We start from the raw sequence: 13,206 nt of genomic DNA, 5'->3' as shown, positions 1-13,206 counted from the left end.
CGCTGACCTGCGTATCGCCGCGAGTGCGACCATGCAGTTCCTGCCAGGGCACGGCTCGCCCTGGCAGCAGCTGCATGGTCGCCGCGGCAGGGCTACATGCGGTCGGGCGCCGCGATGCCCAGCAGGTCGAGCCCGGTCGCCAGCGTGCGGCCCGTGAGCTCGCACAGCGCCAGGCGGTTGGCGCGGACGCCGTCGTCGTCGGCCCGCAGGACGGGGCACTGGTCGTAGAACTCGGTGTACGCGCGGGCCAGGCCGAACAGGTAGCCGCACAGACGGTGCGGTTCGAGCGTGCCGGCGACGTCGTCGAGCGTCGCCGCGAGCTCGTCCAGGGTCAGGGCCAGCGCCCGCTCCGCGGGGTGCAGCGGCAGGGCCGGGTCGACCGGGCGGCCCGCCGGGATGCCGGCGGCCGCGGCCTTGCGCAGGATCGAGCGCACGCGGGCGTGCGCGTACTGCAGGTAGACGCCGGTGTTGCCGTTCAGGGCGACCATGCGGTCGACGTCGAACACGTAGTCCTTGGTGCGGGTGTTCGACAGATCGGCGTACTTGACCGCCCCGATGCCCGCGGCCTGCGCGATGTGCTCGAACTCCTCGGGCGACAGGTCGTGGTCCTTCTTGGCCAGCTCCGCCCTGGCCCGGGCCACCGCCTGGTCCAGGAGGTCGGTCAGACGGACCGTGCCGCCGTCGCGCGTCTTGAACGGCTTGCCGTCCGGGCCCAGCACGGTGCCGAACGGCACGTGGGTCGCGTCGACGTCGTCGGGCAGCCAGCCGGCGCGGCGGGCGACGTCGAAGACCATCCGGAAGTGCAGCGCCTGGCGGGCGTCGACGACGTAGAGGATGCGCGTCGCGCGGTACTCGTCGACGCGCAGGCGCAGCGTCGCGAGGTCGGTGGCGGCGTAGCCGAAACCGCCGTCCTTCTTGCGGACGATGAGCGGCACCGGATCGCCGTCGGGCCCGACGACGCCGTCCGTGAAGGCGCACAGCGCCCCGTCGGAGTCGACGGCGATGCCGCGTGCGACGAGCTCGTCGACGACGCCCGGCAGGTCCGCGTTGTAGCGGGACTCGCCGTCGGCGTCGTCGAGGGTGAGCAGGATGCCGAGGCGGTCGTAGACGGCCTGGAAGGCCGCCTCGGACTCGGCGACGAGCTCGCGCCAGGTGGCCAGGGTGGCGGCGTCGCCCGACTGGAGTGCGACCACGCGGGCGCGGGAGCGGTCGGCGAAGTCCGGGTCCTGGTTGAACTCGGCCCGCGCCGCCCGGTAGAGCGCGTCCAGGGCGGACATGGAGGCCTCGCCCTGCCAGGTCCGCTCGGGGTGCTCGTCGATGAACTGGATGAGCATGCCGAACTGGGTGCCCCAGTCGCCGACGTGGTTCTGCCGGGTGACCTCGGCCCCGAGGTGGGCGAGGACGCGGGCGAGCGTGTCGCCGATGATCGTCGAGCGCAGGTGTCCGACGTGCATCTCCTTGGCGACGTTGGGCGCCGAGTAGTCGATGACGGTGCGCTCGCCGTGGCGGGTCGGGGCGATGCCGAGGTCGTTGGCGGCGAGGCGGGCGGCGACCTGGCGCCAGATGGTGGGGGTCGGGACGGTCAGGTTGAGGAAACCGGGGCCGGAGACCTCGGGGTCCACGTCGCTCGCGGCGAGGTGTTCGGCGGTGGCCGTGGCGAGGTCGCGCGGGGCGCGACCGGCCCGCTTCGCCGCCGCGAGTGGGCCGTTCGCCTGGAAGTCGGCGCGGTCGGATCGTCGGACCACCGGGTCGGTGCCGGCCAGCTCGGCCGGGAGCGCCTGGGACAGGGCGGCCTGGACGGCCGCCTCCACCTGGTCCTTGATCGCGACTACGTGGGACACGCGGGGCCTTTCGGGTTGGTTGTGGCGCCGGTGGGCGCGGGATCGGGTCAGTCTAGAAACGGGGGTGGTCAGGGGCGGCTTCTTTTTGGGGACGGTGCGTTCCCGGCGCTGCGCACCTGCCCGATATGGGCGTGATGTCATGCTGGCGCCGTGGACAACCTTCTCGCGCAGCTGCCAGCCCTGATCGGTGTGGCGCTCGGTGTGATCGGCACCCTGGCGACCACGATGGTCACCGATGCCGCGCGGTGGCGACGCGAGCGGTTTTACGACGCCTGCCTGCGGTACGCCAGGGCGCTGCGGCGGTACTCGCAGCTGGTCGCGGGCATCACGGCCGGGCGCCGGCCCGGTGCCACGACACCGGCGGTCGATCCGGCGCTCGGGCTCTCCCGCTTGTCGGACGAGGAGATCGATCGCGCGGTGACCGATGCCTGGGAGGAGCTCTGCCTGCTCGCGGACGCCGACACGGTCGACGCAGCCCGCAAGATGCGGGTCGCCGCGAAGCGGATGGAGGCGTTCGCCCGGGTGGGAGCCGACATTGAGTTCGACCTCGACGGGTGGGCCGTCCAGGGGCTGGAGCTCCGGCGCGCCCGTGACGACTTCTACAGGGCGGCGCGGTCCCGGATGGGGGTCAAAGCGCTGTCGACCAGCTCGAGCCTGATCCATCGGGAGGGTGGGCCGGGCTCGGGGCGGGGGTAGGGCAGGAAGTTGTTCCTAGCTGGCTGCGCATCCTTGGTCAAGTCCACTCATTGCCTGGACTTGACTAGTTTCGGATGCAATCATAGTTGATTCATAAAGCGGGTTGGGGTGGAGGTCTGGATGTGTCGAGCAAGCTCGGATCCTAGGGGTGGATATCGTTGCGTGAAGCCGGCTGGCTCCATCAGATTCCTGGGGCTCGCGAGGCAGAGTGTTCCTGCTGGCGCCGAGTCGAAAGTTCTCGACGCATTACAGGAGGTCTTGGGCAACACGCTGGTGACCGCAGGCGCAGAAAATGTCGACCTTACCCAGCTCGAGGGGGTCGACAGGATGCGGCAGATCGCGCAGCAAGAGGCGGTGTCGGCCTGCATGGACGAGTGGCAACGGCTCGACGACCTGGAGCGTAAGGCTCTCATCGCTGATATCAAGGCGCCGAACGGGCGACACGTTTGTTGCGCGATCGCCGCGCTGATCGGTGAAGTGTGTACCTGGCCCGGCAAGTTGGTAGGTGATGCGGCGGCCGCAGTCGGCGACCGGGTCGCCCGGCGTACTGGTTCGCAGCTTGCCGGCAAGATAGCCACAGCGATGGCGAGGCGCCTGATAGCAAACGTCGTATTGCAGGCATCTTGTCTCGGTCAAGCCGAGCAGATTGGCCTCACTGCTGATGTGGCAGCGGTGGCCGAATGCCCGTCCCAGCAGGCCAAGCGCCGAGAGCGCCACCTCGCAGTCGAGGCCTGCGCGACTCGGCTGGTCAGGCGGACCGTAGACGAGGCTATGAGCGCTGTGTAGATCGGTCCTGTCTGGCAATTGGTAACGCGCTACTTCGACCGGAAGGTGTTCCACCATCGTGATACTCCCCGCCTCGTCGCTCAGCTATCTTCCTGACCATGGCTGACGGTCAGGAAGGAAGTCCGGGACCTGCGGTCACGACGAAATTTTGGAGTGCCCACGGGCGGAACCAACGGCTGTACGTGAAGGTCGACGGTGTGCAGATCGGCCATTGGGACATCGGTGCTCGGACTGCGGTTTCCGCAGAACCTGACCACTCACGTCTTGTCGAACAGCTTGAAACCATCGAGACAGCGGCACTTGCATGGCACGCTCGCCAGCAACAGAAGCGCGATAGGAAAGCGCATGCTGGGGTTCAAGGGACAGTCGCGGTGCCCGTGTCCGCTCCAGTTCCGGCCACCATCACGCAGTCGACCGACAATTCGACGCCACACCAGGCGGTAACGTCGGCCACAGCGGCTCAGTCGGAAGACCGTGGGCGGGACCTGTCCCTGAACCGCGCGGGCGATGGGGTCAGGGAGACCGCGCGCGCGAAGTTCCGGGAAGCTCCGGTTCGGAACCTGTTTCAGCGCATCTTTCGAGATGACGGTGACGACAAGAGCTGGCGCCAGGGAGTGCGAGGTGAGAGGGCGGTTGGTCGTGCCCTCCAGAGCGCGATGAAGCCGGGAAGCGGCTGGCACCTGTTGCACAGCATCCGCCGAAGCGTGAAGGGGACCGACGTCGATCATCTGCTGATCGGGCCGGGCGGGATCTTCTCGATCAACGCGAAGTTCCATGAGGGTAAGAGGGTGTGGCTCGGTGAACGTGCGATTTTCGTCGGCAGGACCCCCAAACCGCATCTCGGCGAGGCAAGGAACGAGGCCAAGCAGGTCAAGCGAGTCCTTGACGCCGCGTATCCCACACCGCGCGAGGTCACTCCCGTCGTGGTGATCGCTGGCAGCGCCAGCTTCTCCCGTGGCAAGTCACCGCCGGGTGATGTCGTCGTCATCCATGTGAGCGAGATACCTGAATGGTTCGAGTCCATGGGCGAGTCGATACGACAGTGGGAAGTCGATGCGCTTTACGACGTGGCACGTTGGGAACGGACGTGGCTGCCGGCCGCCGATGAGCCTCAGCGATCGTCCTAGCGAAGGAGGTAGCCGCCGAACCGCCTCAGACCTCCGGATCGGCCAGCACGACGACCCCCGCCTCGGCGTCCAGCAGCGGCACCGTTCGCCGCGCCGCGTCGTCCACGTGGATCCGGGGGTGCGCGGGCGGGTCCGTCTCGAAGTACGTCCCCGGGCCGTAGAGCTGCCCGTAGCGGACCACGACCCCGCCCGCGTCCAGCACAGCGGCCTCGTGCCAGCCCACGGCCTCGCCCCTGCCGGGCGGCGTCCACGCGATCGACTGCGCGAGCAGGCGGGGTGCGCCGGCGGCCTTCGCCGCCGCGAGCAGGTTGGCCGTACCCTCGGTCCGGATCCGCGAGTTCGCGGCGGCGCGCTCCGGGATCGCGGCCGGGTCGTCGGGCAGGTCGGTGAGCTGGTGCATCACCAGGTCGGGCCTGGACCCGACGACGGCGGCAGTGAGCGCCTCGGCGTCGTACACGTCCACGACGACCGGGCTGCCGCCGAGGGCCTCGATCAGGCTCGCGCGCCCGGGCGAGCGCGTGGTCCCCGTGACCTCGTGCCCTGCGGCGACGAGCAGGGGCAGCAACCGGGACCCGATGACGCCGGTCGCCCCGGCGAGGAAGATGCGCATCCGGTCACCCTATGAACGGCGATCGTCGAGGCGCAAAGGCCTTTGTGCTGCTCACGACTCCAGCCACCGCAGGATCGCCAGCACCCGCCGGCTGTACCCGCTCTCGGCGGCCAGGCCCAGCTTGTCGAAGATCGCGTTCGCGTGCTTCTCCACCGCCGACGTCGAGATGAACAGCGCCTGCGCGATTCCCGCGTTCGTGCGGCCCTCGGCCATCAGCCGGAGCACCTCGCGCTCGCGTTCGCTCAGCATCCCGAGCGGGTGCGAGGTGTCCCGGAAGAGCTGCCCGACGACGTCGGTGTCCAGCACGAGGCCGCCGGCCCGTACGCGGTCCAGCGCGTCGAGGAACTCGTCCACGCCCATCACGCGGTCCTTGAGCAGGTAGCCGACGGCGCGCGCCTCGTCGCCCAGCAGCACCTGCGTGAACTGCCGCTCGACGTACTGCGAGAGCACGAGGATGCCCACCTCCGGCCAGCGCTCGCGGATCTGCACCGCCGCCCGGACGCCCTCGTCGGTGTGGGTGGGCGGCATGCGCACGTCGAGCACCACGACGTCCGGCCGCTCGGCCTCCAGGCGCTGCAGCAGTCCTTCCGCGGTGCCGTAGGCCGCGACGACGTCGTGACCCTCGTCCGTCAGGAGGCTGCGGACGCCCTCGCGCAGCAGCGCGGAGTCCTCGGCGAGCATCACGCGCACGGCAGCGTCACCTCGATCCGTGTGGGCCCGGCCGCCGGGCTGTCGACCGTCAGCGTGCCGCCCGCCGCGGCGACCCGGCCGGCCAGGCCCGCGAGCCCGTGGCCGGGACGGACCTCGGCGCCGCCGGCGCCGTCGTCGGCGATCAGGACGCGTAGCTCGCCGCCCGGGCCGGTCTCGTCGGGATCGCCGTCACCGGCTGCTCCGTGGGACACGGTGACCTGCGCCTTGGCCGCTCCCGAATGCTTCGCCACGTTCGTCAGGGCCTCCGCCACCACGTAGTACACCGTCGTCTCCACCCCACCCGGCAGCCGGGCCGGGACGTCCCAGTCCAGCACGGCGGGGACTGCCGCGTGCGACACGAGCTGCCGCAGCACCGGCTCCAGCCCGTGCGTGTCGAGCGTGGTGGGCCGGACCCGCCAGGCGACGTCGCGCAGGTCCGCCACGAGCCGCTCGGCCTCGCGACCGGCCTGCTCCAGCAGCACGGTTGCCGGCGCCCCGGGCCCGGCGAGCCGCCGCGCCCGGTTGACCAGCAGGCCCAGGGCCACGGCGCGCTGCTGCACGCCGTCGTGCAGGTCCCGCTCGATCCGGCCGCGCTCCGCGTCCAGGGCCGCGAGCAGGTCCGCTCGGCTCACCGTCAGCTCCTCGACCTGCGCCTCCAGGAGCTCGCTCCGGCTCGGGGAGAGCCATCTGGCGGCGGTCCACCGGTCCAGCAGTCCCACCCCGAACAGCCCCATCAGGTCCAGGTAGAGCAGGATCGCGCCGATGGGCACCAGCATGAGCACGTCCGACGTCGACAGGCCGCCGCCCTGGAACGCCGCGTCCACCGTGAGCCGCACGTCGAACAGCCAGGACGCCAGGCTCACGAACACCCCGAACAGCCCGTACACCAGCAGCCCCAGCACGAGCATGCTGAGCGAGCTCATGCCGACGCGCAGCGCGAGGTATCCCGCGGCACGGCGGCTCGTCAGCGGGGCGCCGTCGTCGACCCAGCCGAGATGGCGTGCCGTGCGACCGCGGTGCCAGGAGATCAGTGCGCGAACGGGTGGGAGCGGAGCCGGGCGAGCTGCCGTCACGACGGCCAGCACGGCGCAGACCAGGTCGAGCGGCCAGGTGACCGCGCCGAGGGCGGCACCCCACAGCAGGCGCATGGGAGCGCCGTTCGCGGCGGCTTCGGCTGAGTTCACGTCGCCAGGATATGGAGGAGCGGGGCCGGGCGGACTGCGGAAAACCACACCCTTTGCTGTGGCTTACCTGCGTCATCTGCCGGACTACCACAGTCCGCGGACCCCTCAGGGCCCAATAGCGTAGGGGCATGACGACACAAAGCTTCGCCACGACCGTCGCCGACTGGGCCGTCGGGCTCATGGAGACCCTCGGCGCACCGGGCGCAGGCGTAGCGATCGCCCTCGAGAACCTGTTCCCGCCCCTTCCGAGCGAGGTGATCCTGCCGCTGGCAGGCTTTACAGCGGCGCAGGGCACCCTCGTGCTGTGGCACGTGCTGATCTGGACGACCGCCGGCTCCGTGGTCGGCGCCGTCCTCCTGTACGGACTCGGGGCCTGGCTCGGCCGGGAACGGCTGCGCAACATCGTGGACCGCATGCCGCTGGTCAAGCTGGAGGACGTCGACAAGGCCGAGGACTGGTTCAACCGGCACGGCGACTGGGCGGTGCTCATCGGTCGCGTCATCCCGATCGTGCGCAGCCTCATCTCCATCCCGGCCGGGGTGGAGCGCATGCCCCTGACACGCTTCCTGCTGTTCACGACCCTGGGATCCGGTGTCTGGAACACCCTGCTGGTCGGTGCCGGCTACCTGCTGGGCGACCAGTGGCACATCGTCGAGGAGAGCGTCGGCGTGTTCCAGAAGGTCGTCATCGTCGTGGTCGTCCTGCTGATCGTGTGGTGGCTGGTCAAGACCCTGCGCAACCCCGACCGGCCCCGCCACGCCCGCCAGCGGTGACCGCGCCGAAAAAACCGGTCGGCCCGAAATACGCATCGGGCATGATGCCCCCGACACCACCACGCCGAGAGGACCCCTGTTGACCGAGGACCGCACCGCCCAGACCCTCCGCTCGATCGCTCCCTACCTCGCCGACTGGGCCTCGTTCCAGGCCGCGTACCACGGCGTCCCCGGCCTGCAGCTCGCCGTCGGCCGCCGCGGCGAGGTGCTCGTCGACCTGGCCTGGGGCAAGGCCGACGTCGAGACGGGGGAGGACCTCACCAGCGACCACCTGTTCCGCGTCGCGTCGCACTCCAAGACGTTCACCGGCGTCATGGTGATGCAGCTCGTCGAGCGCGGCGAGCTGCGGCTCGACGACCGCGCGGGCGACCTCGTGCCGGAGCTCGACGGCTCGCGTGCCGCCGGCGTCACCGTCCGGGAGCTGCTGGGCCACCAGGCCGGGATCATCCGCGACTCCTCCGACGGCGACTTCTGGCAGCACCACAAGCCCTTCCTCGACCGCGCCGAGGTGCTGGAGTGCGTGCGCGCCGAGGGCGTCGTGTTCGAGCCGAACCAACACTTCAAGTACACGAACATCGGCTACAGCCTGCTCGGGATCATCATCGAGCAGGTCACCGGCAAGACGTACGACGAGGTGGCCCGCGTCGCCGTCGTCGAGCCCCTTGGGCTGACCCGCACCGGGACCGAGCTGGACCCCGCCCGCGCCGCCGAGTACGCGGCCGGCCACACCGGCCGGATCGCCCACGGCGACGCACGCCGGGTCATCCCGCACGTCGACACCCGTGCCATGGCGGCCGCCACCGGCTGGTACTCGACCGCCCTGGAGATGGTCCGCTACGGCGCCGCCCACACGTTCGGCGACACCACGCTGATCAGCGACGCCAGCAAGCGACTCATGCAGCGCGAAGAGTCGCGCGTGGCGGTCCGCGGCAAGGAGCTCGGCCGGTACGGCGTCGGCATCGAGGTCGGCAAGGTCGGGGACCGCGAGGTCGTCGGGCACTCCGGCGGCTACCCCGGCCACATCACCCGGACCTGGATCGACCCCGTCGAGGGGATCGTCGTCTCCGCCCTGACCAACGCCGTCGACGGCGCCGCCGGGCAGATCGCCAACGGCGTCATCCAGCTGATCAACCTGGCGCTCGCGGCGGCCGACGAGGTCGCTGCGTCCGCCGTCACCGGCCAGGGCAGCGACGGCAGGGGCGGCGACGGCAGGGGCAGCGACGGCAAGGGCGGCGAGCAGGTTCCGGGTGTCCCGGCGGACGCGCCGATCGGGCGCTTCGCCAACCTGTGGGGCGTGGCCGACGTCGTGGACCTCGGCGGGATCCTGCACACGATCAACGTGCGGGCCGCGGAACCGGCGGAGGTCGCGCAGCGGCTGGTCGTCTCCGACGGGCGGCTCGTGCAGGAGCCCGTGGCCGGTTTCGGCACCGTGGGGGAGCCGGTCCAGACGGAGCGGGACGCCGACGGCGCGATCGTCTCGGTCCGGATCGGTGCGATGACGTCGTGGCCGGTGGAGGAATACCGGGTGCACGGCGGGCGATAGGACCTGCGAGATCGGCCCGCTCGGGGTGGTTCGTTCAGCGACCTACCCCGAGCGGTGGCGGCTTCCGAGTGGCCGAGCTCGGTGAGCACACACGTTTCGTCAGCACCCGAGACGTGGGCTCAGATGCCGTGCGGAACATGCATCTCCGCTACCAGTGGTTGGTCGAGGCGCTGTTGCCCTCGCCTCCGATGTTGATCGCATTGTTGGACCCGAGATGGATCAGTGGTCCTCGATACGTCGCGTCGCGCTGGGCCCTGTTGGCATCTTCCTGGATCCGGTCCAGTGGCTCGCGAGTCCAGCTGCTGAGCACGATCGCGACTCGGCCGCCCATCCGGATGTGGAGCTCGTGCCAGATCTTGCGAGACCTGAGGCGCCCCAGGACATACACGAGAACCCCTGCTCCGATCATTACGCACCCGAGCACCCCGATCCCTGCGGGCGTCAGCCCCGTGGTCAGGTCGGTCCCCGACCTTCCGGCCACGAGGAACGCGACCCCGATCAGGATCGAGAGTCTGGCGAGCAGCCTGGCGAAGCGGTTCCTGCTCCGAGCCGGCCTCTTCCACCAGCTCTCCATGCCCTCGATGTGCTGTACGGAGTACGAGCTGCCACCGACCCAGAGCAGACCGTCCGCGACCTGCACCGTGAGGTCCTGCGGCGGCTTGTCGCCCTGGCTCACAGTCCGAGCGCCTTGATCGCGTCACCAACGGCCTTGGCTGCTCCCGCAGCCAGCGCCGTCGTCCCGCTGAGCCCCTCGATGAAGGAACGTGCGAGGGTCAGCTTGCGACCGAGGCGTGCCGAGTCGTGGGGCGGCACCTGAACGATCTCCTCCGCCACCTCGTCGAGCACTGCCCGGTCGGCGTCCGGTACGTGGGGCGCCAGCTCACGTATCGCCTGCACCGCCGCGATCAGCTCGCTGTGTGCGGGGCCGTTGCCGAGATTGGTCACGTTCGCTGTGTTCCTGGAGCCGCCGATGTTGATGGCGTTTCCGGAGCCGGCAGTGAAGTAGTTCCCCGAGCTGTTGTTCAAGGGTTTTCCTCTGCTTGTGAGATGGGCAGTCAGCGGGAGCAGGGCGGGTGAAGAACGGGGCTCGATTCTTGCAGATGCTGCCTGGAGCCCGCGGCCGAATTCGGCACCTGCGCTCCGGGAAGGCGCGACCATGAAAGAGGTCGCCGCGTGGGCGAAAGTACGTTTCTGGCCCGGCTTTCGGCCCGCGCCGAACTACCTGGGAACGTGTCCCGGCCCGACCTACGCTCGCCACGGCCTGAGAGGCAGGCCGCTTGGCGACACGGGGAGAGCTGAGACAGATGAGCAGATCCAGCACTAGCAGCGCGAGTACCGCAGTGGAGCAGGACCGCCCGGCCGGTGGCAGGAACAGCGGCGGCGGTGTGCGGCCGGCACGACGGCTGACCGCACTGGTGGTCGCACTGCTGTCGGTCTTCGCGGTGGGCATGGCGACACCGGCCGTCGCCGACCAGGGAGGCGACCAGGGAGCCGACCAGGCGCAGGCCGCACCGCTCAAGGGCGACCCGTCGATCTGGCCCAAGCCGAACATCGTCGAGACCAACCTGAGCGCGACGCAGTCCGAGCAGATGGTCGGGGACTGCCCGCTCTACCACCTGTGCGTCCGCAACCAGGAGGCCGACGGCCTCTGGTCCGCGTACGCCCTCTACTACTGCCTCCCGGACGGGCAGTACTACGAGCTGACCAACTTCACGGGCACTGTCTACGCCCAGAACAGCCAGGACGTCGCGGTGCGACTTCTACGGGCCGACAACTCCGAGGTCGACCGTATCGGTGCGCTCACCGGCAAGGACGTGTACTGGAACCCGGTCTGGAAGATCGACCTCTGCTGAGCTCACCCCTCGAGCTTGTCCCGCACCAGCAGCTCCAGGACCTGCATGAAGCGCTGCGCGCGGGCCCGCCCCAGGACGAACGGGTTCTGGTCGCCGGCGGTCCCGTCGCGCAGCGCACGCATGCGGTCGAGGCCGGCGTCGGTCTGGCCGTGGTTGCTCAGCTCGACGTCCACGCCCGAACGCCGCATCAGGGCCGCGTAGTCGATCACCGACCGCAGGTAGTCCCGCTTGCCCGACGTCGGCTCCGGGAGGCCGGTGCCGCCCCACAGCATCGCCGTGTGCCGCCGGCCGTTCCACCACACGGGGAAGATCGGCGACACCGTGCCGGGGGTGTGGCCCGGCGTGTACGGCAGCCGCATGGTCGTGCCGCCCAGGGTCAGGCGCTGCCCGTCAGCGATCTCCAGGTCGCGCTCGGGGACGTCGGGCGAGGAGTCCTCGGCCGCGACGTCCCAGTCGGTGGGGCTCATCAGCACGCGGGCGCCGTACTTGTCCGCCAGGTACTGGGCGCCGCCGAAGTGGTCGGCGTGCCCGTGCGCCACCACCACGTACTTGATCCGCGCGGGGTCCACCCCCAGGGAGCGCAGCTCGGGGACCAGGATGTCCGCGGCCTGCTCCCGGGACTCCAGCGCGTCGATCAGGATCACGCCGTCCGAGGTCTCGACCGCCGTGGCCGACACGAAGTCGGTGCCCACAACGGTGACGTTGTCGAAGATCCGGGTCGGCTCCGGGTCGGGAGCCTCCGGCGGCAGCCAGCCCGGCGTGAAGGCCGCGACCAGCGCGAGCAGCACCGGGTCGTCGCCCGCGAGCTCGGCGGCCTGCTCGCCGTCGTCCTTCGTCCCCGTCTCCTCCGGGGTGCCGGACGGCGATGCCTCGTCGTCCGGCGCGCCGCTTCCCTGCCCGCCCTCGGTCGGCGAAGCGGCTGTCGCGCCCGCGCCGCCCGCCGGCGCCGACGGTTCCCGCGCGCACCCCACGAGCGGGACGAACGCCGCGGCGAGCACGGCACGACGGGACAGCTCGGCATGTCGCAGCAGGTCCATGCGCCGATCGTACGGACGCCCCCGCCGTCTCGCCGGGTCTCCGGACCCGGCAGCCTCCAGGTCCCGGCCCCCGCCTCGCGGTAGCGTTGTCAGGTGACTTTCAGCGAGGGCGGGCAGTTCGAGGGCGGCCGGGTCCGCAAGGGCGGCGGACGACGGGGCGCGGTCGGTGCCGGCGTCGGCGGCGGTGCGGCGCTCGTCATCGCGCTGCTGTACATGGTGCTGACCGGCAACAGCCCGGCTGACATCCTCGGGACCACCACCGACTCCGGGGGCGGCGAGCAGGGCTACATCGGCGAGTGCACGGCCGAGCAGGCCAACACGGACCCCGAGTGCCGCCTCAGCGCCGCCGTCGACTCCCTGGACGTGTACTGGGCCGAGACCCTTCCGCAGCAGAGCGGCGTGGAGTACGAGATGCCCGAGGTCGTCAGCTTCACCGACGCGGTCGACACCGGCTGCGGCTCGGCGACGTCGGCCACGGGGCCGTTCTACTGCCCGGCCGACACGACCGTTTACGAGGACCTCTCGTTCTACGACCAGCTCTCCAGCCAGTTCGGCGCCGAGGGCGGCCCGCTGGCGGAGATGTACGTGACGGCGCACGAGTTCGGGCACCACATCGAGAACCAGCTCGGGCTGTTCGAGCGGGCCGACCGGTCGGGCACCGGCCCGGAGTCCGACTCGGTGCGCATCGAGCTGATGGCCGACTGCCTGGCCGGCATGTGGGCCGGCAACGCCGCGACCACCGAGGACCCGGACACCGGCGTACCGTTCCTCGAACCCATCTCGCAGGCACAGCTCGAGCAGGCGTTGTCCGCGGCCGCGGCCGTCGGCGACGACAACATCCAGCGCCGGTCCGGCGGCGACGTGAACCCCGAGGCGTTCTCGCACGGCTCCAGCGAGCAGCGCGTGCGGTGGTTCTCGATCGGCTACGAGGGCGGCACCATCCAGGACTGCAACGCCCTGGACGCCCGCACCCTCTGACGTTACGGTTGACGGCATGCATCTCAGCGCACGCACGACGACGCCGGACCCCTCCGGCGCGCGCTGACGCTGCACCCAGCAACCAGGC

General features: G+C 70.5%; 14 protein-coding genes. 7 read left to right on the top strand and 7 right to left on the bottom strand.

Annotated elements, in window-relative coordinates:
• Nucleotides 1–92 precede the first annotated feature (92 nt).
• A complete protein-coding gene (gene argS / locus H291_RS0101100) occupies nucleotides 93–1,841 on the bottom strand; it encodes an arginine--tRNA ligase (protein ID WP_020013130.1) in 1,749 nt (582 codons plus the stop codon).
• A 150-nt stretch (nucleotides 1,842–1,991) separates the two neighbouring features.
• Between argS and H291_RS28155 the strand changes: the two genes are divergently transcribed.
• The 3 genes from H291_RS28155 to H291_RS33125 all read left to right on the top strand — a co-directional run bounded on the left by H291_RS28155 (nucleotide 1,992) and on the right by H291_RS33125 (nucleotide 4,450).
• Nucleotides 1,992–2,537, top strand: coding sequence for a hypothetical protein (locus H291_RS28155; protein ID WP_020013129.1), 546 nt, complete (start codon nucleotides 1,992–1,994; stop codon nucleotides 2,535–2,537).
• 162 nt (nucleotides 2,538–2,699) lie between these two features.
• A complete protein-coding gene (locus tag H291_RS0101090; protein WP_020013128.1) occupies nucleotides 2,700–3,323 on the top strand; it encodes a hypothetical protein in 624 nt (207 codons plus the stop codon).
• A 98-nt stretch (nucleotides 3,324–3,421) separates the two neighbouring features.
• Nucleotides 3,422–4,450, top strand: coding sequence for a nuclease-related domain-containing protein (locus H291_RS33125; protein WP_084467573.1), 1,029 nt, complete (start codon nucleotides 3,422–3,424; stop codon nucleotides 4,448–4,450).
• 25 nt (nucleotides 4,451–4,475) lie between these two features.
• Here H291_RS33125 and H291_RS0101080 read toward each other — a convergent pair whose 3' ends face one another.
• The 3 genes from H291_RS0101080 to H291_RS0101070 are packed head-to-tail and all read right to left on the bottom strand — an operon-like array spanning nucleotide 4,476 to nucleotide 6,934.
• Nucleotides 4,476–5,060 (bottom strand): NAD-dependent epimerase/dehydratase family protein, encoded by a 585-nt coding sequence (locus H291_RS0101080; protein ID WP_020013126.1) that lies wholly within the window; start codon nucleotides 5,058–5,060, stop codon nucleotides 4,476–4,478.
• A 51-nt stretch (nucleotides 5,061–5,111) separates the two neighbouring features.
• A complete protein-coding gene (locus H291_RS0101075) occupies nucleotides 5,112–5,750 on the bottom strand; it encodes a response regulator transcription factor (protein WP_020013125.1) in 639 nt (212 codons plus the stop codon).
• Entirely contained in the window at nucleotides 5,741–6,934 is a 1,194-nt protein-coding gene (locus H291_RS0101070; RefSeq protein ID WP_026365260.1) for a sensor histidine kinase, read from the bottom strand. The genes H291_RS0101075 and H291_RS0101070 overlap by 10 nt, the downstream gene beginning before the upstream one ends.
• Before the next feature lie 128 nt (nucleotides 6,935–7,062).
• Here H291_RS0101070 and H291_RS0101065 point away from each other — a divergent pair, with 128 nt between their 5' ends.
• The gene (locus tag H291_RS0101065; RefSeq protein ID WP_020013123.1) at nucleotides 7,063–7,707 is read left to right on the top strand and encodes a DedA family protein; all 645 of its coding nucleotides are present in this window, start codon (nucleotides 7,063–7,065) and stop codon (nucleotides 7,705–7,707) included.
• Nucleotides 7,708–7,786: 79 nt separating this feature from the next.
• Nucleotides 7,787–9,250: a serine hydrolase domain-containing protein gene (locus H291_RS0101060; protein WP_020013122.1), complete on the top strand. Its 1,464-nt coding sequence runs from the start codon at nucleotides 7,787–7,789 to the stop codon at nucleotides 9,248–9,250.
• A 148-nt stretch (nucleotides 9,251–9,398) separates the two neighbouring features.
• Here the strand turns inward: H291_RS0101060 and H291_RS0101055 are convergent, their stop codons facing one another.
• Complete coding sequence (locus H291_RS0101055) at nucleotides 9,399–9,926, bottom strand: DUF6232 family protein (RefSeq protein ID WP_020013121.1); 528 nt, start codon at nucleotides 9,924–9,926, stop codon at nucleotides 9,399–9,401.
• Nucleotides 9,923–10,276, bottom strand: a complete 354-nt coding sequence (locus tag H291_RS0101050) for a hypothetical protein (RefSeq protein WP_020013120.1) — start codon at nucleotides 10,274–10,276, stop codon at nucleotides 9,923–9,925. Before H291_RS0101050 ends, H291_RS0101055 begins: the two co-directional genes overlap by 4 nt.
• Before the next feature lie 278 nt (nucleotides 10,277–10,554).
• Here H291_RS0101050 and H291_RS0101045 point away from each other — a divergent pair, with 278 nt between their 5' ends.
• A complete protein-coding gene (locus tag H291_RS0101045) occupies nucleotides 10,555–11,103 on the top strand; it encodes a hypothetical protein (protein WP_157236640.1) in 549 nt (182 codons plus the stop codon).
• Between the two features lie 2 nt (nucleotides 11,104–11,105).
• Here H291_RS0101045 and H291_RS0101040 read toward each other — a convergent pair whose 3' ends face one another.
• The gene (locus H291_RS0101040; RefSeq protein ID WP_020013118.1) at nucleotides 11,106–12,140 is read right to left on the bottom strand and encodes an MBL fold metallo-hydrolase; all 1,035 of its coding nucleotides are present in this window, start codon (nucleotides 12,138–12,140) and stop codon (nucleotides 11,106–11,108) included.
• Nucleotides 12,141–12,233: 93 nt separating this feature from the next.
• Between H291_RS0101040 and ypfJ the strand changes: the two genes are divergently transcribed.
• Entirely contained in the window at nucleotides 12,234–13,118 is an 885-nt protein-coding gene (gene ypfJ, locus H291_RS0101035; RefSeq protein ID WP_020013117.1) for a KPN_02809 family neutral zinc metallopeptidase, read from the top strand.
• Nucleotides 13,119–13,206 lie beyond the last annotated feature (88 nt).

The sequence above is a fragment of the Promicromonospora sukumoe 327MFSha3.1 genome, from assembly GCF_000385135.1.
Lineage (GTDB): Bacteria > Actinomycetota > Actinomycetes > Actinomycetales > Cellulomonadaceae > Promicromonospora > Promicromonospora sukumoe_B.
Note: the sequence above shows the minus strand (reverse complement) of the source record. Positions and strands in the feature narration are given on the sequence as shown.